The organism is Rheinheimera sp. KL1 (assembly GCF_001275035.1).
In the GTDB taxonomy this organism is placed as follows: Bacteria; Pseudomonadota; Gammaproteobacteria; order Enterobacterales; family Alteromonadaceae; genus Pararheinheimera; species Pararheinheimera tangshanensis.
On sequence record NZ_LAMX01000003.1, the window covers coordinates 52458 to 76594 of the forward strand.

The following is a 24137-nucleotide window of genomic DNA, read 5'->3' on the forward strand; positions in this document are numbered from 1 at the left end:
GCAGGAAAAATGATGAATAACAAACTTGCATTGGTATTTCCAGGACAGGGTTCACAAAGCGTCGGTATGTTAGCCGAACTTCATGCTGAATTTGCAACAGTTCGTGACACCTTCGCTGAAGCCTCAGCAGCTTTAGGCTATGACTTATGGGCCTTAGTGGCCAATGGTCCCGATACCGCATTAAACGAAACCCATCGTACTCAGCCTGCTTTATTAACAGCTTCTGTGGCTGTGTATAGGGTATGGCTGGAGCAGGGCGGTGCTACTCCTGCTTATTTAGCAGGTCACTCTTTAGGTGAATACTCCGCTTTAGTCTGTGCTGGTGTACTGAGCTTGTCGGATGCCGTCAAACTGGTGGAAAAACGTGGTCAGTATATGCAACTTGCAGTGCCGGCAGGTACTGGCGCTATGTCCGCCATTATTGGTCTGGACGATGCACTGATCGCCAAAGCATGCGAAGAAGCTGCGCAAGGTGAAGTGGTGTCTCCTGTCAATTTCAATTCTCCTGGCCAGGTGGTAATTGCCGGTAATAAAGCTGCGGTTGAACGAGCCAATGAACTTTGTAAAGCAGCTGGTGCCAAACGAGCGCTGCCTTTACCTGTGTCAGTGCCGTCGCACTGCGCTTTAATGAAGCCTGCGGCAGACAAACTGGCAGCTGATTTAAACAGTATTTCGTTTCATACAGCTGTCATACCTGTAGTGAACAATGTCGATGTGGTGGCTGCTGCCGATGCCGCTGCAATCAAAGATGCGTTGGTTCGTCAACTGTATAGTCCGGTGCGCTGGACAGAAAGCATTGAGTTTTTAGCTGCGCAAGGCGTCGACAGCGTGATTGAACTGGGTGCTGGCAAGGTATTAAGTGGCTTAATTAAACGTATCAATAAAGAGCTGAACACAGCTTCAGTGACAGATGTAGCGTCGTTAAAAGACGCTTTAGCTGCAGAATAAAAGGTTTAGAAACAATGACAACCCCATTTATTTCATTAGAAGGTCAGGTGGCCTTAGTTACAGGCGCAAGTCGTGGTATTGGTCGTGCTATTGCTGAACAATTAGCCGCTTTAGGCGCCAAAGTGGTTGGAACTGCAACAACTGAATCAGGTGCAGCAGCTATTTCTGCTTATTTAGGTGACAAAGGTTTAGGCCTGGTGTTAAATGTCGGCGATACAGCTTCTATTGAGCAGTGTTTAGAGACTATTAAAGCTCAGTTTGGTGAGATTGATATTCTGGTGAACAACGCTGGTATTACCCGCGATAACCTGTTGATGCGCATGAAAGAAGAAGAATGGTTCGACATCATGCAAACCAATTTGACATCAGTGTACCGTTTAAGTAAAGCTGTGCTGCGTAGCATGATGAAAAAGCGTCACGGCCGGATCATCAGCATAGGTTCAGTGGTAGGTTCTATGGGTAATGCGGGTCAGACTAACTATGCTGCAGCCAAAGCAGGCGTGTTAGGTTTTACTAAATCATTAGCTAAAGAAGTGGCCTCCCGTGGTATCACGGTGAACGCTGTTGCACCAGGTTTTATCGACACCGATATGACCAAAGAATTGTCAGACGAGCAAAAAGAAGCCATTTTCAGCCAGGTCCCGGCAAATCGCCTGGGCAAGCCGGAAGAAATAGCGGCCGCTGTAGCCTTTTTGGCCTCAGGTCCGGCAGCATACATTACGGGTGAAACCATCCATATCAACGGTGGTATGTATATGGTGTAAGCCAAAGGTCTTCGTGAACGAAGCTGTGGTTTCGAAGACGAAGGCAAATGGTTTGACCAGCAGGAAAAGACTAAGTCGTTACTTGCAACAAACCGGGCTTACGCATAAACTAGCCGCCACACAAAATTGCACCAATTGTTGCGATTTACATGAGAAAAAGGAAGAAAAGATGAGCAACATCGAAGAACGCGTTAAAAAAATTATCATCGAGCAGTTAGGCGTTAAAGAAGAAGAAGTGAAGCACGAATCTTCTTTCGTTGACGATTTAGGCGCTGACTCTCTGGACACAGTAGAATTAGTTATGGCTCTGGAAGAAGAATTCGACACAGAGATCCCTGACGAAGAAGCTGAAAAAATTACAACGGTACAGTCTGCTATCGACTATATCAAAGCCCACGCTGAGTAAGCGTTAAGCTGACAAAACGGGTAGCCTCTGCTACCCGTTTTTGTTTCTGAAGCTGTCTGCTACGAAGTGAAAGCAGAAGCAGATCAGCAATAAAGAATAAATTAGACTGCGGAGGATTCTGTGGCAAAACGTCGAGTGGTTGTGACGGGCTTAGGTATGCTAACGCCCCTGGGGAACGATGTATCGTCGACCTGGCAGGCTTTATTACAAGGTCAAAGTGGAATAGCGCTGTTTGATCATTTTGATCCAGAGGCTTACACCACCAAATTTGCTGGTTTAGTCAAAAATTTTGACGTCGAACAGTTTTTCCCGGCCAAAGAAGCCAAAAAAATGGATTTATTTATCCAGTACGGAGTGGCTGCCGGTGTGCAGGCTTTTAAAGATTCCGGACTGGAAATTAACGAAGAAAATGCTGAACGTATTGGTGTTGCTGTAGGTTCAGGTATTGGTGGTTTAGGTTTAATCGAAGAAAACCACACCAAATTACTGAACAGCGGTCCACGTCGTTTATCGCCGTTTTTTGTACCTTCTACCATTATCAATATGATTTCTGGCCATTTATCCATCATGTTAGGTCTGCAAGGTCCAAATATCAGTATTGTCACCGCTTGTACCACGGGTGTGCATAACATAGGTCAGGCCGCTCGTATGATTGCTTACGGTGATGCGGACGCTATGATTGCAGGTGGTGCAGAAAAAGCCTCTACTCCTTTGGGTATGGGTGGCTTTGGTGCGGCTCGTGCTTTATCTACCCGTAACGACGCGCCACAACAGGCCAGTCGTCCATGGGATAAAGACCGTGATGGTTTTGTGTTAGGCGATGGCGCTGGTGTTGTGGTGCTGGAAGAGTACGAACATGCCAAAGCCCGTGGCGCAAAAATCTATGCTGAACTGGTTGGTTTTGGTATGAGTGGCGACGCCTACCATATGACGTCACCACCAGAAAATGGTCGTGGTGCAGCTTTGGCAATGAAAAACGCCTTGCGTGATGCCGGTGTTAATGCGGATCAAGTGCAATATATTAATGCGCACGGCACCTCCACTCCTGCAGGTGACATTGCTGAAACTATGGCTATTAAATCAATTTTTGGTGCGAAGCCAGAAGGTTTAATGGTCAGTTCCAGTAAATCAATGATGGGGCACTTATTGGGTGCTGCAGGTTCTGTTGAATCTATTATCACGATTTTGTCGCTGATTGATCAGAAAGTGTCTCCAACCATTAACCTGGATAACCCGGATGAAGGTTGTGACTTAGACTATGTGCCGCATACGGCCCGTGATGCCAAACTGGAATACGCGTTATGCAATTCCTTTGGTTTCGGCGGCACTAACGGTTCTATTTTGTTTAAGAAAATCTAATGTTTGAACTCAGGGTCGGAGCAATGCTCTGACCCTTTGATTTTTCTATCTTATTTTTCCCGCCTGTTGTCGTAATTCCAACTTAAGTCTGACAGTAACAGTCAATACTGGAGCAGAACCCCATTTCTTTTCATCAACAGAAGCACCAAAAACGATGTCCTATAAAAAAAGCTGTGTTGCTCTGGCTCTGATGCTTTGTGCTCAGGTCTCATTCGCCGATCCTATTGCCCAAACTAAAGGCAAGTTTGAAGATAAATTCCGTCAACTGGATGAATCTTTGCCAACGCCCAATATCTATCGTAATGCCGCAGGTGAGCCCGGTCAGCAGTATTGGCAACAGCAGGTGGATTACAAAATCAAAGCCAGTCTTGATGAAGAAAAACGTCGTTTGTCCGGTAGTCAGACCATAGAGTACAAAAACAACTCGCCTTATACCCTGAAGTATTTATGGCTGCAGTTAGACCAGAACATTTTTAAATCCGATTCTATGGCGGAAGTCACCAGCACCTTTGGTGGTGGTTCAGTACCGAGCAACGAGCAGCCTGCCAAAATTAGTTTGAGTGAGCTACGTAATCTGCAATTTTTGGCGGATCACGAATTAGGTTATCAGCTGGATAATATTAAACTTTCCGATGGAACTGCGCTTAAGTTTGTGGTGGTTGGTACCCAGATGCGGATTGATTTACCTAAACCGCTGAAAGCGGGTGAGTCAGTGCAATTTTCTATGGATTTTGCCTTTAATATCGTTGAAGAAGACGCGGTTTCGGCCCGTTCTGGTTATGAACACTTCCCTGATGACCCACGCAAAGGCGGCAATGATATTTTCTTGTTTGCTCAATGGTTTCCGCGTTTAGTGGCCTACACAGATTATGAAGCCTGGACCAACAAAGAGTTTTTAGGCTCAGGTGAATTTACCCTGGAGTTTGGTGACTATGAGGTCGAGATGACGGTGCCTGCCGATCATATTATCTCTTCCACAGGCGATTTAACCAATGCCTCAGAAGTGCTGAGCAAACAGCAGCAGCAGCGTTTAGAACAAGCCAAAACAGCGAAACGCCCTGTGTTTATTGTCACTGAGCAAGAAGCGCTGGAGAACGAAAAAGACGACACAGACGACACCAAGACCTGGCGTTTTAAAGCCAACAATGTGCGTGATTTTGCCTGGGCTTCTTCGCGTAAATTTATCTGGGATGCCAAAGGCTATCAACAAGGCGGCGCCGATCAGCCTTTTGTCATGGCGATGTCGTTTTATCCAAAAGAAGGTGGTGATTTGTGGAAAAAATACTCCACAGAATCCGTTGTGCATACACTGGAAGTCTATTCCCGTTTCTCTTTTGATTATCCTTATTCGGTTGCTCAGTCGGTGAATGGTCCTGTCGGTGGCATGGAATACCCGATGATCACCTTTAATGGCCCCCGGACTGAACTGCAAAAGGATGGCAGCCGCACCTACTCGCAAGCAGAAAAACGCTTTTTGATTGGCGTCGTGATCCACGAAGTAGGGCATATTTACTTCCCTATGGTGGTCAACTCAGACGAGCGGCAGTGGACCTGGATGGATGAGGGGTTGAACAGCTTTTTGGATGGTATAGCAGGTCGTGAGTGGGACCCACAAATTCCTTGGGGTGTAGAAGCTCGCGATATCACTGACTACATGAAAAGTGAACAGCAAGAACCAGTGATGACCCAATCGGATAGTGTAACGCGGTTAGGTCCTAATGCTTATACCAAACCGGCAGTTGCGCTGAATATTCTGCGTGATGTGATTTTAGGCCGTGAACTGTTCGATTTTGCTTTTAAAGAATACGCCACCCGCTGGAAGTTTAAGCGCCCAACCCCCTCAGATTTTTTCCGCACCATGGAAGAAGCCAGTGGTGTCGATCTGGACTGGTTCTGGCGCGGTTGGTTTTACAGCACAGACCATGTCGATATCTCACTGGATAAAGTGTACAAATTGCAGCTGGATACCAAAGATCCAGACATTGATTTTGAGCGTCGACGCAAAGAAGAGCAGGACAAGCCGGCGTCTTACTTTGTTGAATTAAACGAAGCTGAAAACAAAACCACCTGGGTGGAACGCAATAAAGACGTCACTGATTTTTATGATAAAAATGACCGCTTTACTGTCACCAACAAAGAACGTAACAGCTACCAGCAATTCCTGGCCGACCTGGAGCCATGGGAGCGTAAGGTCTTTGAAAGGGCAATTGATGAAAATAAAAACTACTATGTGCTGAATTTCAGTAACTTAGGTGGTTTGGTGATGCCAATTTTACTGCAACTGACTTTTGAAGATGACAGTGTGGAAGAGCTGTATATTCCGGCTGAAATTTGGCGAAAAACTCCTGATGCGGTCAGTAAGCTGATTGTCACAGAAAAGACGTTGAAGCAGGTTGTGGTTGATCCTAAGTGGTTAACAGCGGATGTGGATGTGGAAAATAACCATTACCCGCGTCAAATTATTCCATCCCGTATTGAAGCCTTTAAACGGGAGAAGAGTAAAGACTTGGCTGAGCGCGATATTATGCAGGACAGCAAAACCAAGCTAAAAGAGCCAAAAGCTAAGGATTAATGATGCGTTGGATAGTGATTGTTTTATGCTGTTTGAGCGTGCAGTTATCAGCTCATGAAATGAAATCTGCTATCACCAAGGTGCTGTTTAACCCACGCACTGGCAATGTTGAAATCATGCACAGGTTTTATGTGCATGATGCCGAACATGCGGTGAAAAAACTGCTGGATAAATCGGCTGACTTAATCGCCAAACAGTCCACCCGCGATAGTTTTGCCTTGTATGTATCCAGCCATTTTCAGTTGAAAAGTGACGGTCAGGATCTGAAGCTGAGTCTGGTGGGTAACGAACTGGACGGTCGTTTTTTCTGGGTTTATCAGGAAGTGGCCATCCCACAACATCTGACACAGTTGCAGTTGCGCCATGATTCATTACAAAGCCTGTGGCCGGATCAGGTCAACGTAGTCAATATTGAAGGCCGTGGCAAAGTGAAAACCCTCAAATTCACCCCGGAACAGCAGTGGCAACAGGTGCAATTCAGCAAGTAACTGCTTAAATATGGGGCAGATCATTAGGTTAACTGTTAACAATGTGATTTGACCCCATTTTTAAAGTCACTGATTTCAGGCATACTTTCCGCCAGATTTTTTCAAATGATTTGGACTGGCATTGATGCTTTATCTGCAGGCACCGAATAGCACAGATCGTAGCTTCCAGTATGGTGACGGACTTTTTACCACAGTGCGGGTAAAAGACGGCAAAGCCATGCTGTGGGATTTGCATCTGCAGCGTTTGGTATCAGGCGCTAAAGCTTTGTTAATTCATGAATTTGATACGGATGAGCTGACGGCACAAGTCCAGCAGGCAATTTCAGCGTCTGATCAAGTCATTAAAGTATTAATCAGCCGTGGCCAGGCCGGTCGGGGTTATAGCCCACAAGGTATTGAATCGCCTTGCTGTTACATCAGTACCGCTGCTTTACCTGATTACAGTAACTGGCAACAGCAAGGCATTCGCCTTGGTGTAGCTGGTTTTAAACTAGCTCAGCAGCCCGCTTTGGCAGGTCTGAAGCATAACAACAGGCTGGAGCAGGTGTTGATTAAAGCCGAATTAGCAGAGCGCGACGTTGATGAGCTTGTGGTACTGGACCAAACTGATGCTGTCATCGAAGTCTCTGCTGCTAATCTGATGTTTTGCAAAAAGGGTCAATGGTTTACACCCAAGTTGGATCGGGCTGGTGTCAACGGCGTGATGCGTCAGCATCTGATGACGCAGCGAGCGATCACTGAAGGTTGTTTTAGTCTGGCTGATCTGCAACAAGCAGAAGCTTTATTGGTGTGTAATGCCTTGATGGGTGTGGTTCCGGTGAAAGAATTTGCCGGGCAAGCTAAAAATATGGAACTGGTACGCCAGTTTTTCCACGGAGTTGAGTTTTGATCCGAACTTTATTTGTAGTGCTGTTAGTTTCTCTGGTCAGTTTTTTTGGTTTAACCAATATCTGGCAACAGTACAGCCAAAGCACTTTGCCGCTGAAAGAAGCTTACATCGAAATTAAAGCCGGCGACAGCGCAATGAAACTCTGTCGTCATTGGCAGCAACAGCAGCTGTTGAGCAATGCTCAGTGTCGTTGGTTGTCTATTTATTTACGAGTACATCCTGAATTATCCAAGTTACATCAGGGTGTGTACAGAGTGCCGACAGAACAAAAACCAACCCGCTTATTACAAATGCTGCATCTGTTTGCCAGTGGAAAAGTGGCGCAGTTTGCTTTTAGTATCAAAGAAGGTGAAACTTTAAACCAAAGCTTGAAGCGTTTAGCCGAAGCTGAATATTTAAAGCATGACCTGACGGATAAAGCTGCATTAGTCGAGCTGGCAAAGTGGCCAGAAGCCTGGGGTGACAAACCAGCTAATGCCGAGGCGCTGTTTTTCGCTGAAACTTACAATTACATCGCCAACAGCACCAGCACTGAATTATTAAAACGTGCCAACGAGTTATTGATCCAACGTTTGCAGCAGGCATGGGACAATCGGCAGGCCGAGTTGCCTTATAAAAATCCTTATGAGTTGCTGATCATGGCCTCTATCGTCGAAAAAGAAAGTGGTCATGAGCCAGAAAAACCGCTGGTCAGCTCGGTTTTTGTCAATCGTTTAGCCCTTGGCATGAAACTACAAACAGATCCAACAGTGATCTATGGTTTAGGTGATAGTTTTAATGGCGATATCACCAGAGCCGATTTACGTAATCCGCACCTGTACAATACCTATCAGCATTTTGGTTTACCGCCGGGTCCTATCGCCGCGCCAAGCGGAAGTTCTATCATAGCCGCGGCTCAGCCTGCGAAAAGTGACTGGCTGTATTTTGTTTCAAAAGGTGATGGCACTCATCAGTTTTCTCGTACGCTAAAAGAGCATAATGCCGCTGTGCAGCGCTATATTTTGGGCAAGAAAGTTTTGGAAAAGAAAAAACAATGACAACTTTAGGTCGTTTTATTGTAGTGGAAGGGCTGGAAGGTGCGGGTAAAACCAGTGCTATCCATACTATCCAACAATGGCTGAACGAACATCAGATCCCGTTTATCAGCACCCGTGAGCCAGGCGGCACACCTTTAGCCGAACAAATCCGTACGCTGGTCAAGCAAGTGCAGGATGAAAAGGTTGCGCCTGAAACCGAATTATTATTGATGTATGCCTCCCGCGTGCAACTGGTAAAAACTGTGATCCAGCCTGCTTTGCAGCAAGGTATGTGGGTATTAGGGGATCGTCACGATTTATCCTCCCGGGCTTATCAGGCGGTGGCCGTCAACTGGATGAAAGCCTGATTAACAGTATTCGTCAGGTGGTGTTAGGTGATTTAACACCAGATTTAACGCTGTATTTGGATATAGACCCGGCTATAGGTTTACAGCGTGCTCAGGCCCGCGGCGAACTGGATCGGATTGAGCAGGAGCAACTGGCGTTTTTCCAGCGCACCAGGGCCAAGTATCAGCAAATAGCCGCTACTGAGCCTAATATAGTTACGATCGATGCCAGTCAATCGATGGAGCAGGTGCAACAACAGATCCTGAACGCACTGCAACAGGCCTATCAAAGCGGTTCTTTAAACACTGGTGTAAGCGCGGATCTAAGCAGCAATGTCTGATTTCCCCTGGCTGGACTCGTATCAATACAAACTGACTGAATTGGCAGAAGCAGGGCAGTTGCATCATGCGTTATTGCTGACAGGCCCTGTTGGTATTGGCAAACTCGCACTTTCTAAACGTCTGGCCGCTTATTTGCTCTGTAAAAACCCACTGCAGCACCAGCCTTGTGGTTTATGTAAAAGTTGTCAGCTGATGGCCTCTGGTCATCACCCGGATCTGTGGCAATTGCCAACAGAAGGCAGCAGCAGTATTGGGGTGGATCCGATACGTGCTTTGGGTCAATTTATGCAAGGTGCATCACAGCAAGGTGGCGTCAAGCTGGCGATTATTCCACAGGCTGAACTGATGACAGAAGCCGCCGCCAATGCGCTATTAAAAACGTTGGAAGAGCCGCCACAAAACAGTTTTCTGATTTTACAAAGTGCCCATCCGGCGCAATTGTTACCTACTATTTTAAGCCGCTGTCAAAGCTGGGCTTTAGCTCCCGTCTATGGTGAGCAGATAGAACATTGGTTGCAGGAACACAGCAGCAGACCTGTGCCTGATTTTTTACTGCAGTATGTCGGTGGCGCGCCTTTATTAGCATTGAAGTTATTAGAAAACGACGAAGCGGCAGCAATTTCTGCACAATTGGTTATGCTGAAGAAGTTCGTGTCCGCTCAGCTAGATATGTATGAGCTGTTAGCCCATTTACCTGACACGGAGCAATTGCCTTCAACCTTATTCTGGTTTGTACGGCAGGAGTTGTGGCAGAAAGGCGCGGATATGCAGTTAAAACATCACCAATTATTGCTGTCTTTGCAGCAATGGGGCCGTGACCGTCAGCTGATTTCAGGGCAAAATGCCGCGCTGAATTTATCCGCCTTGCTCGTGCAACTGCGTTCGGCCTTGTTGTAACAGGAGCTACTTGTGGACGAAATCCAACTGGATTTTACTGAGCTAAAAGAGCTGTATCGCTGCTATATGCCATTTCTGAAAAATGGCGGTTTGTTCGTGCGTACTGCGCGGCCCTACCGTATGGGGCATTCGTTATCTTTAGTGGTCACTTTGCCTGACGCGCTCGAACCTCTGCGAGTGACAGGCAAAGTGGCCTGGCTGACACCACAAGGTGCACAAAGCTCGACGCCCGCAGGCATTGGTGTGGCTTTTATCGACGATAAGTTTCAGTTGCAGGATAAAATTGAGAAATTATTAGGAGGTATGCTCGATTCGACCGAGCCTACCTACAGCCTTTAAAGATATAAAGCCAACTTCTGGCTGTTTTTAGTGAATGTTTTGGAGAAGTCTTTTGTTTGTTGATTCACATTGCCACCTCGACCGTCTGGAATGGGACAAATTAGCTCTGACCCTGCCTGAAGTATTACAGCAAGCTGCTACAGCCAAAGTTGAGCATATGTTGTGTGTCTCAGTCAGCCTGAAAGAATTTCCTGCAATGAAACAGCTGGTAGCCGCTTATCCGCAGGTCTCAGTGTCTTGTGGTGAACATCCGCTGCATCAGGAAGATCAAATCGATATCGAACTACTGCGTCGTTATTGCGCTGATCCAGCTGTAGTGGCCGTAGGTGAAACCGGTCTGGACTATTTTTATAGCCCGGACAGCAAAGCCATTCAGCAAGAGGCTTTTGCCGCTCATATTACTGTTGGCCGTGAACTTAAAAAACCTTTGATCGTACATACCCGCGATGCCAGAGCTGACACACTGGATTTATTGCGCTCTGGTGGTGCAGCTGACTGCGGTGGCGTATTGCATTGTTTTACTGAAGACTGGGATACTGCAAAAGCTGCTCTGGATTTAGGTTTTTATATTTCGTTATCCGGCATTGTGACCTTTCGTAACGCCGATGAGCTGCGTGCTGTAGCGCGGCAAATTCCGGCTGACCGCTTACTCATTGAAACTGACTCGCCTTATTTAGCCCCCGTGCCTTACCGTGGCAAAACTAACCAACCGGCTTATGTCAGCGCAGTGGCTGCTTGTATTTCAGAGCAACGTAATGTCAGTATCGAATTGTTGGCAGAACAAACCTCAGCAAACTTTTATCAGCTATTTCAATCAGTTAAGAAAGCTTAATTGAAGAGAAAGTAGCCCAGAATCAAGGGATCTATTCTGGGCTTAGGGGAATGGCTCATCTAAATGAGCCGTGCGCTATACGGAACCAAAGAGGACAAACAGATTTACTTACTGGTTTTGAGTGTAGACAAAGCTGTAAAAATTTCCTGCACTGAACTTAGTCTATTAAGTGCTTCAATCCGAAACAGAAGCCCAAACTTATCCTGATCTTATACCGCAGTTATCCCCAAGTTATCCACTCCACCTCAGGCTAAATAAGCTTTTGCAGCAAACTGAAGAGCTTTGTCGCACTATTGCTATAGAAGCTAAAGTTTTTACATATCATTAATGTTAGAAAAAATTAATCTAATAAAAACTGCAAAGTCAGGGTTGGTTTGAAGTTGAGTGGGTTTAGTTCGCTGTAAAAGTAGCTGAAGTTTTTTGGCTAGACTTTTGTCCTGTCGATTGAGGTCAATTTATATGTTATAAACCATCTGGATTTGCGTTTTGCTCCGATGAAGCTGGACTATGTCTAATTTATTTATGTGCAGCTTTGCAGTAGGGTTGGCAGTATCAAGGACGATGTTTACCTATGGATATTTTGACGATCAGCTCAGTGAATCTACTGCTGGGTTTGAGTTTCTTTTTAAGTCTCTTTTTGTATAGCAAAAACAGTACTGAGCTAAAGCATTTTAGGATCTTTAGTCTGGCAGGATTATGCTTAGCCCTCAACTCACTGATTGGTATAGTAAATAATATTGTTACTTTGCCCATTTATTTAATGCCAGCACTGGCAAATGCGGCGACTGTCGGTTTGCATTGTATTGTTTTGCTGGGAGTTCTGACACTCTGCAAGCTGCATTTCAGAGTGGTCTGGTTTGCAATACCAGTGCTGCTTTCTTTTAGCCTGAGTTTTTTCGAACCTTTTAAAACAGAGATGGCTATGCGCCTGATCGCAAATTATTTGCTGATCATTATGTTGAATGCGCTAAGTTTCAAAGCGCTGCAGTCTGTGAACAAATCGACGATAGCCTTCACTGTTTTTAAAGCGGTGTTGATATTCAACGTACTGCAACTGTTCAGCAGAGGGCTGCTTTATGTACTGTTTGAATTAGAAATATCGCAGTTGGCTGAGCATCTCATAGTTCATCAGTTTGGCTGGTTTGCTTTTACAATCTATTGTTCTGGCTTATTAGCCAGTTGTTTACTGCTTTTAGTTGAGTCACAACAAAAAGAGCTTGAACGTAAAGCAAACACAGATCCTCTGACTGGTTTATTAAACAGAAATGACCTCAACTCTATTTTAAATAAAGAGATAAGCCGTTGTATTCGTCAGGGTGAAGCGATAACTGTGATGATGTTGGATGTGGATTTCTTCAAGCGCATTAACGATACTTACGGTCACTCAACCGGTGATGTTGCACTACAGCACATTGCAGAGCTACTTCGACAACATTTTAGAAATTATGATTTGTTGTTCCGTATTGGGGGTGAAGAGTTTCTGGCATGTCTGCCCAATGTCGATGCACCACAAGCCAGGTGCAAACTTGAGCAACTCAGACAAACCTTTCTTCAACAGCCCGTGAAAGCTCAGGAAGAAATCCCAATCACTGTGAGCATGGGTTGGGTATCGACACGACAGAAATTAGACGGAGCCTTGTTGCTAAAAAGAGCGGATGAAGCTTTATATCAGGCAAAGATGCTGGGGCGTAATAAAGTACTTGAAGCAGAAGCGTTGTAACGCATGCCTTGTTCACTTTAGTCTAAAGTTGTGCTCTAGCCTTAACCCATCAAACCAATCATTCAGCTTTTAGTGAGGTTCCAGATGAATTCAACCTTTAAAGAGATGCCACAGCTTTACGTGCGTCTTGGGGGATTATTTTATCTGGCTATTATTGCATTAGGGCTTTTTGGTGAGTTGATGGTCAGAGGATCTTTAGTGGTACCGGCCGACGCTACTGCTACAGCGCAGAATATTACCGCTGCACCTACCTTATGGGCTCTTGGCATAGTAGGGGATTTAATTATGCAGCTGTTGGATATTCCCGTTATCGTATTGTTCTATTTGCTGTTTAAGCGAGTCAATGCGGGGTTAAATCTGGCGGCTACTTTTTTTAACCTGATCCAAACAGCGATGTTAGTTGCAAATAAGTTGTTGTTGGTGATCCCTTTGCTGTTATTGGGTGGAACGGCTGCAGCTTCAGTGTTCTCTTCAGAGCAATTAGCGGCCTGGTCTGCTCTGGCTATTCAGCTGCACGCTTACGGTTTTGGCATAGGGCTGATTTTTTTCGCTTTGGCCTGTCTACTGCGCGGTTATCTGATCGTCAAGTCTGGTTTTTTCCCTGTTTTTATTGGCGTGATGTTAGCAATAGCGGGTTTATGTTATTTGATCAACAGTCTGGCGTTATTGCTGGCTCCAGAGATGGCTGCACAACTATTCCCCTGGATTATGCTGCCGGTATTAGCAGGTGAACTCACTCTTAGCCTGTGGATGATTATAAAAGGTGTAAACGGGCAGAAGTGGCAGCAAAGCATATAAAGCCCGTCCATAAATCCATACAACTTCCTCTAGTACTTTAGTCTTTATGTCGACATAACATCTCGCTTTAGCTTGACCAAAGCCGATTCTAGGCGTAAAACGTAACTAACTTCCAGTTATTGTCGACAATCTGATGCTTGCTACTGAATTTAAAGAAGCTATTACTGCCGCCGACCGGGTGTTAGTGCAAATTCGCACCGCCATAGTGGAAGGTGACATTCCTGCTGGTACCAAGATCAGTGAGCCAGAACTGGCACGACGCTATGACTTAAGCCGTGCACCGCTACGTGAGGCCTTAGCGCGTTTAGAGCGCTGCCATCTGATAGAACGTACACCCAATGCTGGTGCCCGTGTGGTCAAACTGTCGATTGAAGGTTTACGTTCTTTGTATCAGCTGCGTGAAGAGCTTGAAGGTTTAGCTTGTCGTTTGGCAGCAGAGCATATGACAGAGCAGGAAATTGCCGAAGTCAGAGCGCTACTTGATCAGCATTTGTCGACACAACGGGTGCGCGAAGGAGAAAGTTACTACCAGGAAGCCGGCGATGTCGACTTTCATTACCGGGTGATTTTGGGCAGTAAAAATCCTTATCTGATTAATATCTTAAGTGACGAGCTGTATTTTCTTGTGCGGATGTACAGAGTGCAGCTTGGCATGAATGGCCCTCGGGTATCGCGGGCTTTTGACGAACACAAAGCTATTATTAATGCCATTGCTAACCGTGATGGCGAACTTGCCGACTTACTTATGCGCCGTCATATCGCCGCATCAAAACGCAATATTGAACAACAGTTACTTCAACAGGGGATTTCACATGGCTAATGTAAAAAGCGCTGGCGCTCTGCTTCGTCAGGCAATTAAAGACAATCATCCGTTACAGCTGGTGGGCACTATTAACGCCTACACCGCCATGATGGCTGAACGTGTGGGTCATAAAGCCTTGTATTTATCAGGTGCCGGTGTGGCCAATGCCTCTTTTGGTTTACCGGATTTAGGCATGACTTCATTAAACGATGTCTGTGAAGATATCCGCCGTATTACCGGTGCTACTGAATTGCCATTGCTGGTGGATGCAGACACAGGTTGGGGCGGTGCTTTTAATATTGCCCGTACAGTGAAAGAAATGACCAATGCCGGTGCCGCAGGTTTTCATATTGAAGATCAGGTGGCGCAAAAACGTTGTGGTCACAGACCAAACAAAGAAATCGTATCGCTGGAAGAAATGGTCGATCGCGTTAAGGCGTCAGTCGATGCCAGAACAGACGAGAACTTTTTTATTATGGCGCGCACTGATGCCTTGCAACAACAAGGTTTAGACGCCGCCATCGAGCGCGCTTTAGCCTGTGAAGCCGCAGGTGCTGATGCCATTTTTGCTGAAGCTGTGTATACGCTGGAGCAATATCAGGCCTTTACCAAGGTACTGAAAGTACCAGTGCTTGCCAATATCACTGAGTTTGGCCAAACGCCATTGTTTAATAAAGCTGAGCTGGCTGGCGTGGGTGTCGATATGGTGCTCTATCCATTAAGTGCCTTTCGCGCAATGAACAAAGCTGCACTGAATGTGTATGAGTCTATTCTGGCCAACGGCGATCAAAAAGCAGTAGTCGACAGCATGCAAACCCGTGCTGAACTTTACGACTTCCTGAACTATCACAGTTATGAGCAGAAATTAGACGCTTTATTTGCCGAAGGTAAAAGCTCTAAATAAAAAGTTGGGCGACCAAAAAATAACTAATAACAGCCAAACAGCATTCAATAAATCAACAGAACAAATTAAAAACGGAGAGACAAGATGGCGAACGCAAAAGAATTATCAGGCGCAGGCTTACGTGGCCAAATCGCAGGTAAAACCGCTTTATCCACAGTAGGCAAAACAGGTTCAGGCCTGACTTACCGTGGTTACGACGTGAAAGACTTAGCCGCTCACTGTGAATTTGAAGAAGTAGCGCACCTGATTTTAAAAGGCGAGTTACCGAACGAAGCTGAACTGGCTGCGTACAAAAAACGTTTAAAGGCGATGCGTAACCTGCCACAGGCACTCAAAGAAGTGTTGGAGCGTATTCCTGCTTCTGCTCATCCTATGGATGTAATGCGTACCGGTTGTTCTATGCTCGGTAACTTAGAAACTGAGCAGAGTTTCGCCCAGCAGCAAGATGCGACCGACCGTTTACTGGCGATTTTCCCTGGTTTAATTAACTACTGGTATAACTTCAGCCATAAAGGCCAGCGTATCGAAGTGGAAACAGCGGCCGATTCTATTGCTGAACAGTTCCTCTGGACTTTACATGGTGAAAAACCAACTCAGCTGCACACAGATGTAATGAACTCGTCGTTGATTCTATACGCTGAGCATGAGTTTAATGCGTCTACTTTCACAGCCCGTGTTTGTGCTTCCACTTTAAGTGATATGCACTCGTGCATCACAGGCGCTATTGGTTCATTACGTGGCCCTCTGCACGGTGGCGCCAACGAAGCGGCGATGGAACTGATTGAAAAGATGGATAATCCGGATGATGCCGAAACCAAGTTAATGGGCATGCTGGAACAGAAAGAAAAAATCATGGGGTTTGGCCATGCCATATATGCCGAGTCTGACCCACGTAATGCGGTGATCAAAGAATGGTCAGAAAAGCTCGGTAAAGCTAACGGCGATACCTCCTTGTACGATATTTCTGTGCGCTGCGAAGCGGTGATGTGGCGCGAGAAAAAACTGTTCTGTAACGCAGATTTCTTCCACGCTTCGGCTTACAACTACATGGGTATTCCAACCAAGCTGTTTACGCCTATTTTTGTCTGTTCACGTTTAACAGGCTGGGCAGCCCATGTGATGGAACAACGTGCCGACAACCGTATTATTCGCCCAAGTGCGGAATATACAGGTGTGGAACCACGCAGTGTGAAGCCACTATCAAGCCGTTAAGCAAGAAACACCCAAATAATAAAAGCCCTTAGTGGGCTTTTGTTGGATCTAATGTAAACAATTTAACTGAGTGGCCACGCCATGAATTCTAATTACCGTAAAAACTTACCAGGCACTCACCTGGATTATTTTGATGCCGAAGCGGCTTGCAACGCCATTGAGCCGGGCTCTTATGCCAAATTGCCTTATACCTCCCGTGTTCATGCAGAAAACTTAGTGCGCCGCTGCGATCCAGCGACTTTAACTGATTCGTTAAAACAGCTGATTTACCGCAAGCAGGATCTGGATTTTCCGTGGTTTCCGGCCCGTGTGGTCTGTCACGATATTTTAGGTCAAACCGCTTTAGTGGATTTAGCTGGCCTGCGTGATGCGATAGCCTTGCAAGGCGGCGATCCAGCCAAAGTAAACCCCGTAGTGCCCACTCAGCTGATTGTTGATCACTCTTTGGCTGTCGAGCATGCTGGTTTTGAAAAAGATGCTTTTGAGAAAAACCGCGCTATTGAAGACAGACGCAACGACGACAGATTCCACTTTATTAACTGGACCAAAAAAGCCTTTAAAAATGTCGATGTGATACCACCAGGCAACGGCATCATGCACCAGATCAATTTAGAGCGGATGTCGCCTGTGATCCACGCCATAGATGGCGTGGCTTTCCCTGATACGTTAGTGGGAACCGATAGCCATACGCCTCATGTGGATGCGCTGGGTGTTATTGCTATTGGGGTAGGCGGCTTAGAAGCGGAAAGCGTGATGTTAGGCCGTGCCTCCTGGATGCGTCTGCCAGATATTATTGGCGTGGAGCTGACCGGCAAAGCACAGCCCGGCATTATGGCAACAGACATTGTGCTGGCTTTGACTGAGTTCTTACGCAAAGAAAAAGTGGTGTCTGCTTATCTGGAGTTTTTTGGTGAAGGCGCAAGCAGCCTAAGTTTAGGTGACCGCGCTACGATCTCCAATATGACGCCGGAATATGGCGCTACTGCCGCTATGTTCTCTATCGATCAGCAAACTCTGGATTATCTAACCCTGACAGGCCGTGAACCAGCGCAAGTTAAATTGGTAGAGACCTACGCCAAAACTGCAGGTTTATGGTCCGACAGTTTAAAAACAGCAGAATACGAGCGTGTGATTCGTTTTGATTTATCCAGTGTCGGCCGCACTATTGCTGGTCCTTCCAATCCTCATGCCAGGGTATCCACCAGCGATTTAGCCGCCAAAGGTATTAGTGGTGTAGTAGAAAACGAGCCGGGCTTAATGCCGGATGGCGCTGTTATTATCGCTGCTATTACCAGCTGCACCAACACCAGTAACCCACGTAACGTCATAGCGGCTGGCTTATTGGCGCGCAACGCCAAGGCCAAAGGTTTAAGCCGTAAGCCCTGGGTAAAAAGCTCCTTAGCACCTGGCTCTAAAACGGTCGAGCTGTATTTAAAAGAAGCCAATTTATTAGGCGACTTAGAGAGCTTAGGTTTTGGTATTGTGGCTTTTGCCTGTACTACCTGTAACGGCATGAGTGGTGCTTTGGATCCAGTGATCCAAAAAGAGCTGATCGAGCGTGATTTGTACGCCACAGCTGTATTGTCTGGCAACCGCAACTTTGATGGCCGTATTCATCCGTATGCTAAGCAGGCATTTTTAGCCTCACCAGCCTTGGTTGTGGCTTATGCCATAGCCGGTACTATTCGTTTTGATATCGAAAAAGATGTGCTGGGGCTGGATAAAGATGGCAACGAAATTCGCTTAAAAGACATTTGGCCAAGCGATGCTGAAATTGATGCCGTAGTGGCAAGCAGCGTGAAACCTGAACAGTTCCGCAAAGTCTATGAGCCTATGTTTGCTCTGTCAGTCGATTACGGCGAAAAAATCAGTCCGCTGTACGACTGGCGTGCGCAAAGCACCTATATCCGTCGCCCACCTTATTGGGAAGGCGCACTGGCTGGTGAGCGCACTATGAAAGGCATGAAGGCGCTGGCCGTGCTTGGCGATAATATCACCACAGATCACTTATCGCCGTCTAACGCCATCATGATGGACAGCGCGGCTGGTGAATACCTGCATAAAATGGGGCTGCCGGAAGAAGATTTTAACTCTTATGCTACTCACCGCGGCGATCACTTAACAGCGCAGCGCGCTACTTTTGCCAACCCTAAGCTGATTAACGAAATGGCCGTAGTGGATGGCAAAGTCAAACAAGGCTCCTTAACCCGCATTGAGCCTGAAGGTAAAGTCACCCGGATGTGGGAAGCCATTGAAACTTATATGCAGCGTAAGCAACCTTTGATCATTATTGCTGGTGCTGATTATGGTCAGGGTTCCAGCCGGGACTGGGCGGCCAAAGGCGTGCGGTTAGCAGGTGTTGAAGTCATAGTAGCTGAAGGCTTCGAGCGTATTCACCGTACCAACTTAGTGGGTATGGGGGTATTGCCGCTGGAGTTTAAAGCAGGGGTGAACCGTAAAACCTTAGGGTTGGATGGCACAGAAAGTTATGACGTTTTAGGTGAACGTACACCTCGCACAACTCTGACTTTAGTGGTGACGCGCAAAAATGGTGAAGTGCTGCAGGTGCCAGTAACTTGTCGTTTGGATACAGCGGAAGAAGTGTCTATTTATGAAGCCGGTGGCGTGTTGCAGCGTTTTGCCAAAGACTTCCTTGAAGCTAAGGTGTAGGGAAAACTATGAGCTATTTGCCACAAATTAAAATACCGGCCACTTATATCCGTGGTGGCACCAGCAAAGGCGTATTTTTCCGTTTGCAGGATTTGCCGGAGGCAGCACAAACTCCAGGAGCAGCGCGTGATGCGCTGCTGCTGCGGGTGATTGGTAGCCCTGATCCGTACGGTAAACAAATTGACGGTATGGGCGGCGCGACGTCCAGTACCAGCAAAACTGTGATTTTAGCCAAAAGCAGCCAGGCCGATCATGATGTGGATTATCTGTTTGGCCAGGTCTCTATCGATAAAGCTTTTGTTGATTGGAGCGGTAACTGCGGCAATTTATCTGCAGCGGTCGGCTCTTTTGCCATCAGTGCAGGTTTAGTCGATGCCAGCCGTATTCCACAAAACGGCAAAGCTACAGTGCGGATTTGGCAGACTAATATTGGCAAAAGCATTATTGCTCATGTGCCGATGATCAACGGCGAAGTACAAGAAAGTGGTGACTTTGAACTGGATGGGGTGACTTTCCCGGCCGCTGAAGTGCAACTGGAATTTATCGACCCAGCTGCTGATGAAGACGGCGAGGGCGGTGGCTCTATGTTCCCGACGGGTAACTTAGTGGATGATTTGGACGTGCCAGGCGTAGGTACATTTAAAGCCACACTGATCAACGCCGGTATTCCGACAATTTTTGTTAATGCCAAAGATATTGGTTACACAGGGACTGAGCTGCAGGATGCGATTAATAGCGATGCCAAAGCTTTGGCTATGTTTGAAACTATCCGCGCTTATGGTGCGGTGAAAATGGGTTTAATTGCACATATAGACGAAGCTAAAATCCGTCAGCATACGCCTAAGATAGCCTTTGTCGCGCCAGCAACAGATTATGTTTCGTCCAGTGGTAAAGCCGTGACTACAGCAGATATGGATTTAGTAGTGCGGGCTTTGTCGATGGGCAAATTGCACCATGCCATGATGGGCACTGCTGCTGTGGCTATAGGCACTGCAGCTGCAATTCCGGGCACTTTAGTCAATCAGGCCGCTGGTGGCGTAAAACGTAAAGCTGTACGTTTTGGTCATCCGTCTGGCACTTTAAGGGTTGGGGCTGAAGCGGCATTAGTAGCTGGCGAGTGGAAAGTCACCAAAGCTATCATGAGCCGTAGTGCCAGGGTATTGATGGAAGGTTGGGTGCGGGTGCCTGCTGAGACGTTTTAATCTCACCTAAATACAAAACTGATAAGCCGTAACCTAAATTCTAAATTTACGGCTTATAAATACCCTGCCTTGTTGAAAAGGCAGGTTATTCTCTGTAGATTGATTATCGAATTTACGATTTTTTAGGGGAGCCTTAGATGAAGAAGTTAGGTTACAGTCTGTTCGCCGCTTTATGTTTAAGTTCTGCAACGCTGTCTTCTGCAGTGAAAGCTGAAACAGTAGACTACCAGTATCTGACCGTTGCCGGTTATCTGAATTTTTACTTGTTAAATCTCAATGCCTGCGAAGACTATCATCCGGAAATTCGCCAGCAGGCTTATGATGCAGAAAAGCAGCTGTATCCATGGCTGACTAAGTTAGAGCAGAAATTAAAAGGCGCAGACGCTGACAATAAAACCTTGTCCGGTGTAGTGCAAAAACGCCGTGAAGCCTTAAACCTGCAAATCAGTGAAGGTGATTTCACGCTGGATCATTGCAAAGCCATAGTTAAGTTATTAACCGGAGATGGTTTAGATCAGACGCTGTTAAAGAGTCTGAACTAAAACTCGATATACTCTGGAGTCTGTTGTCTGAGAAGCCACTTGTCTCTTTAAGAGCTGGTGGCATTTTTATTGGTGTATCTGATGGCTATAACCGTTTTATCCGCTGCTGATGTGCCTCAACTTATGCAGGTGCAGCAGAATTGTTACAGCCAGGAACTGGTTGAATCTGCGACTGTGATGGCTGAGCGGATTTCAGTGTTTCATCAAACCTGCTGGGGTTATTTTGTTGACCAGCAGATGGCGGGGTACCTGCTGGCTTATCCTTCTGTGCTTGGCAGTATCACGCCTTTAGCTGCGGCTTTTCCTTTGTATCAAAACGCTAACTGTTTGTATCTGCATGATATGGCGATTTCCAGTGAGTTTCGCGGCCAGTCTTTGGCTCCGAAGTTACTGGCTCATGCCAGAGCTGAAGCCAAAGGCATGGGCTTGCAGGCGATGGCTTTGGTTGCTGTGCAGGGTGCTGAAAGCTATTGGGCAAAACAAGGTTTTGTCAAAGTCGTGAATTTAAGTGCGGATCAGCAGGCTATTCTGAAGACTTATTTACCTGAGATTGCCAGTTATATGCTCTACTCTTTATAAAACCGACTCGTGAAACTCGATTCGTTGAACCCTGACCTCGCAGCCCGGCCCATCCGGACTGCAGCCGTAAATACCAATGCAAATCTCGTCTTTATCTCTGATATGGCTGATATCCAATACTCTCAGTTGCTGCCATTCTTCGCCCAGTAAGGCGAAGATCACAGCGTCCTGCTGTGAAATTTCAACTTTTAAGGTCCAGTTTGTCGCTGGTTTGATGCTTTGGCTGGCCCAGTCTGATTTTCCGTTTTGTGTATTCACTGAGCCCAGCGCTGCCTGGTCTTTTGATAGCCATTCCGCTGAGATTTTTAACCAATTATGGGCATCTTTTCTCAGCATAATACCAGCCTGATCGAACTTGCTATTGGCGTTTACTTGTACTTCAACAAGCAGAGATAACTGCTCAGCAGTACTTTGCCAATAATAGAAATGGCCATTGTCGCGGTAAAAGTGATAATGCGTATGTTGCCAAAAGTCTGTGCGGGCTGCTGTGGTAAATCGTAGCAGTGGCCCGTCCGAATACTGCTTGGGCGGGTTGAACCATTGAGAAGAGTTTGCCATTTTATCTCCTTTGACTAGCAAAGCCGGGTCAAAGGCCCGGCTTTTGTTGTTTTGACGCTAGGGTTTTATCTGAGTTAATAATTCAGGTTTTTCATCATTAAAGTTAATCCAGGGATTGGTGCCCAGCGTTTCTGCACCTTGTACAGCGGGCTCCTCATAACGCATCACAAAATGCTCTGGCCCATGCGCATATGCCACAACCAGACCATAAGGCGCGTCGAAGAAACCGCCATGAGGTACTAAACCCGGATAGCTGATACGCCAGGCGTCACCATCCGCTGGTACATAACCTAAGGTCAGTTTAGCCGTAGTATTGTCAGGTAATACAAAAAACCAGGTCCAGGCGCCACCCGACACTATAGTCATGACTTCATCAATGCCTACCCCATTGTCGGCACTGTTGACATGTAGCTTACCAAACTTTTTCTGCAGATAATGCACCAGTTCCGGTGCCATCGCCTTCATATCGTAGACCTTAGGGTAAGGCGCCACACCTTTTTCTGAGGTGGATAAAAAACCACCTCGTGGAGCTGCAGCCTCGCGGCCCGCTAATTTGATCTGCTCCAGTAGATCACCTCTGTGCAACGCAAAGTGCGCAATCAACTGCTCGCTCTCTTGTTTAGTTAGCGCCCGCTGTTTTGCCTGAGCTATTACAGCTTTTGCCTGTGGTGGTATTGCCACAGTACTGACTCTGACACCAATAGACCTCAATACCTGATTGACCTGCTCCAGGCCTTGAGTTGCCGGTCTGCCATCGCTGTAGGACAAGGTTAATTGTCCGCTGTCAGAGTGAGTTTGTGCTGTGCTTTGAGTCCATGGCAAGCTTGAGAGTAAAGCCACTGCCATTAGTTTGTGCCAAAGGTTCATTCGGAGATCTCCTGATCCAGAAAAATAAAAAACTGCTGTGTTCTGAGTCAGTATAATTTCTACTAAATTCAATATAAATAGCGGTTTGGTGGATGAATTGTTTACTTATGGTGAACTATGGATGGGTTCTCAGAGCTTGGCTGTTATCCCATACCCAGTGGCTCGCTGAGATTTAGCCTCATATTTGACTAAAGTGCAGTAGCATAAAATCGATAAAAGCTCTGACTTTTTGAGATTGCTCTTTGTGATAAGGATAAATGATGTACAGCGAATGCTGTTCCGTCTGCCAATCCGGTAGTACCTGTTGCAGCTCACCCTGAGCGAGCGCCTGTTTGACAAAATACTCCGGTAATAATGCTATGCCATGGCCCAGTTTTGCCGTTTGTGCCAAGGCCAAACCGTTATTGACGGTATAACGACTGACTGGTAACTCAACATCTTGTTGTTGCTGTTGTTTTTTAAAACTCCAGCGTCGAGCTGACGAGGATAAACTATAAACCAGACACTGATGTTGGCTCAGATCGGCAGGACTGTGCAAAGGCGGGGATCGTCTCAGATAATCTGCAGAGGCACAAAGCACTCGTTTTATATCGGTCAGTTTACGTGAGCGCAAACTGGAATCCGCCAGTGTCGCACCTCCCCGAACGGCAATATCCACACCTTGCTCCATCAGGTCGATATAGTGATCCGTCATCAACAGCTCTATCGCAAGAGCAGGGTGTTGCTGCATAAATGCACAAAGTAGCGGATTAATTTCGACAAGACCTAATGACATAGGTACGCTGATTTTTAAACTACCTTTCAGTGAGTCAGCGGACTCGAGCACAGACAGATCGGCCTGTGCCAGGCTGTCCAACACCTGACAGATCTGCTGGTAATAGGATTTGCCCTGATCCGTCACATGCAGTTTTCTAGTGGTTCTTTGGATCAACGGACTTTGCAGGTAGTCTTCCAGCTCATAGATATTTTTACTGACAGCAGCTTTGGATAAATTCAAATCATCGGCTGCCGCTTTAAAACTACCGAGTTCAACCACCCGGCGGAACACAGTCAAAGCTCTGAGTTTATCCATAGATCGCCACCT

Annotated in this window: 23 protein-coding genes and 1 pseudogene; 21 read left to right on the forward strand and 3 right to left on the reverse strand. The window is 46.5% G+C overall.

The features are described from left to right. Nucleotides 1-12 precede the first annotated feature (12 nt). The 21 genes and pseudogenes from fabD (at nt 13) to WH43_RS01085 (ending at nt 21628) form a co-directional block, all read left to right on the forward strand. A complete protein-coding gene (gene fabD / locus WH43_RS00985; RefSeq protein ID WP_053422794.1) occupies nt 13-948 on the forward strand; it encodes an ACP S-malonyltransferase in 936 nt (311 codons plus the stop codon). Nucleotides 949-962: 14 nt separating this feature from the next. Then, a complete protein-coding gene (gene fabG, locus WH43_RS00990) occupies nt 963-1712 on the forward strand; it encodes a 3-oxoacyl-ACP reductase FabG (RefSeq protein WP_286049382.1) in 750 nt (249 codons plus the stop codon). Between the two features lie 169 nt (nt 1713-1881). Beyond that, nucleotides 1882-2118 carry an acyl carrier protein gene (gene acpP, locus WH43_RS00995; RefSeq protein WP_008898948.1) on the forward strand — a complete coding sequence of 79 codons (237 nt, stop codon included), beginning with the start codon at nt 1882-1884 and terminating at the stop codon, nt 2116-2118. Nucleotides 2119-2238: 120 nt separating this feature from the next. Next, nucleotides 2239-3477, forward strand: coding sequence for a beta-ketoacyl-ACP synthase II (gene fabF / locus WH43_RS01000; RefSeq protein ID WP_053422795.1), 1239 nt, complete (start codon nt 2239-2241; stop codon nt 3475-3477). Nucleotides 3478-3631: 154 nt separating this feature from the next. Next, nucleotides 3632-6049: a M1 family metallopeptidase gene (locus WH43_RS01005; RefSeq protein WP_053422796.1), complete on the forward strand. Its 2418-nt coding sequence runs from the start codon at nt 3632-3634 to the stop codon at nt 6047-6049. Between the two features lie 2 nt (nt 6050-6051). Continuing rightward, nucleotides 6052-6537: a DUF6702 family protein gene (locus WH43_RS01010; protein WP_229670476.1), complete on the forward strand. Its 486-nt coding sequence runs from the start codon at nt 6052-6054 to the stop codon at nt 6535-6537. Between the two features lie 124 nt (nt 6538-6661). Beyond that, entirely contained in the window at nt 6662-7426 is a 765-nt protein-coding gene (gene pabC, locus WH43_RS01015) for an aminodeoxychorismate lyase (RefSeq protein ID WP_053422798.1), read from the forward strand. Further along, entirely contained in the window at nt 7423-8463 is a 1041-nt protein-coding gene (gene mltG, locus WH43_RS01020; protein ID WP_053422799.1) for an endolytic transglycosylase MltG, read from the forward strand. Before pabC ends, mltG begins: the two co-directional genes overlap by 4 nt. After that, nucleotides 8460-9130: pseudogene (tmk, locus tag WH43_RS01025) on the forward strand (dTMP kinase). The gene mltG and the pseudogene tmk overlap by 4 nt, the downstream one beginning before the upstream one ends. Beyond that, complete coding sequence (holB, locus tag WH43_RS01030; protein WP_053422800.1) at nt 9123-10028, forward strand: DNA polymerase III subunit delta'; 906 nt, start codon at nt 9123-9125, stop codon at nt 10026-10028. Before tmk ends, holB begins: the two are co-directional and overlap by 8 nt. A gap of 12 nt (nt 10029-10040) precedes the next feature. Then, nucleotides 10041-10367 (forward strand): PilZ domain-containing protein, encoded by a 327-nt coding sequence (locus WH43_RS01035; RefSeq protein ID WP_053422801.1) that lies wholly within the window; start codon nt 10041-10043, stop codon nt 10365-10367. Nucleotides 10368-10419: 52 nt separating this feature from the next. After that, complete coding sequence (locus WH43_RS01040; RefSeq protein ID WP_053422802.1) at nt 10420-11199, forward strand: TatD family hydrolase; 780 nt, start codon at nt 10420-10422, stop codon at nt 11197-11199. A 571-nt stretch (nt 11200-11770) separates the two neighbouring features. Then, entirely contained in the window at nt 11771-12919 is a 1149-nt protein-coding gene (locus tag WH43_RS01045) for a GGDEF domain-containing protein (protein WP_053422803.1), read from the forward strand. A gap of 84 nt (nt 12920-13003) precedes the next feature. Beyond that, a complete protein-coding gene (locus WH43_RS01050) occupies nt 13004-13717 on the forward strand; it encodes a DUF4386 domain-containing protein (RefSeq protein ID WP_053422804.1) in 714 nt (237 codons plus the stop codon). Nucleotides 13718-13850: 133 nt separating this feature from the next. After that, entirely contained in the window at nt 13851-14537 is a 687-nt protein-coding gene (locus WH43_RS01055; RefSeq protein ID WP_053422805.1) for a GntR family transcriptional regulator, read from the forward strand. After that, nucleotides 14530-15423, forward strand: a complete 894-nt coding sequence (gene prpB / locus WH43_RS01060) for a methylisocitrate lyase (protein WP_053422806.1) — start codon at nt 14530-14532, stop codon at nt 15421-15423. The genes WH43_RS01055 and prpB overlap by 8 nt, the downstream gene beginning before the upstream one ends. Nucleotides 15424-15507: 84 nt before the next feature. Next, nucleotides 15508-16635, forward strand: coding sequence for a bifunctional 2-methylcitrate synthase/citrate synthase (gene prpC, locus WH43_RS01065; protein WP_053422807.1), 1128 nt, complete (start codon nt 15508-15510; stop codon nt 16633-16635). Between the two features lie 81 nt (nt 16636-16716). Next, a complete protein-coding gene (acnD, locus tag WH43_RS01070) occupies nt 16717-19305 on the forward strand; it encodes a Fe/S-dependent 2-methylisocitrate dehydratase AcnD (RefSeq protein ID WP_053422808.1) in 2589 nt (862 codons plus the stop codon). Nucleotides 19306-19313: 8 nt separating this feature from the next. Beyond that, nucleotides 19314-20507, forward strand: a complete 1194-nt coding sequence (gene prpF, locus WH43_RS01075; protein ID WP_053422809.1) for a 2-methylaconitate cis-trans isomerase PrpF — start codon at nt 19314-19316, stop codon at nt 20505-20507. Nucleotides 20508-20644: 137 nt separating this feature from the next. Beyond that, nucleotides 20645-21049: a hypothetical protein gene (locus WH43_RS01080; protein WP_053422810.1), complete on the forward strand. Its 405-nt coding sequence runs from the start codon at nt 20645-20647 to the stop codon at nt 21047-21049. 81 nt (nt 21050-21130) lie between these two features. Further along, nucleotides 21131-21628: a GNAT family N-acetyltransferase gene (locus WH43_RS01085; protein WP_152342752.1), complete on the forward strand. Its 498-nt coding sequence runs from the start codon at nt 21131-21133 to the stop codon at nt 21626-21628. On the opposite strand, the gene WH43_RS01090 is transcribed toward WH43_RS01085, so the two are convergent. The 3 genes from WH43_RS01090 to WH43_RS01100 all read right to left on the reverse strand — a co-directional run bounded on the left by WH43_RS01090 (nt 21623) and on the right by WH43_RS01100 (nt 24125). Next, entirely contained in the window at nt 21623-22186 is a 564-nt protein-coding gene (locus tag WH43_RS01090) for a DUF1349 domain-containing protein (RefSeq protein ID WP_053422812.1), read from the reverse strand. The two genes, WH43_RS01085 and WH43_RS01090, sit on opposite strands and share 6 nt — an antisense overlap. A gap of 57 nt (nt 22187-22243) precedes the next feature. Continuing rightward, complete coding sequence (locus WH43_RS01095) at nt 22244-23053, reverse strand: hypothetical protein (protein ID WP_053422813.1); 810 nt, start codon at nt 23051-23053, stop codon at nt 22244-22246. Nucleotides 23054-23231: 178 nt separating this feature from the next. Continuing rightward, the gene (locus WH43_RS01100; RefSeq protein ID WP_053422814.1) at nt 23232-24125 is read right to left on the reverse strand and encodes a LysR family transcriptional regulator; all 894 of its coding nucleotides are present in this window, start codon (nt 24123-24125) and stop codon (nt 23232-23234) included. Nucleotides 24126-24137: the final 12 nt, after the last annotated feature.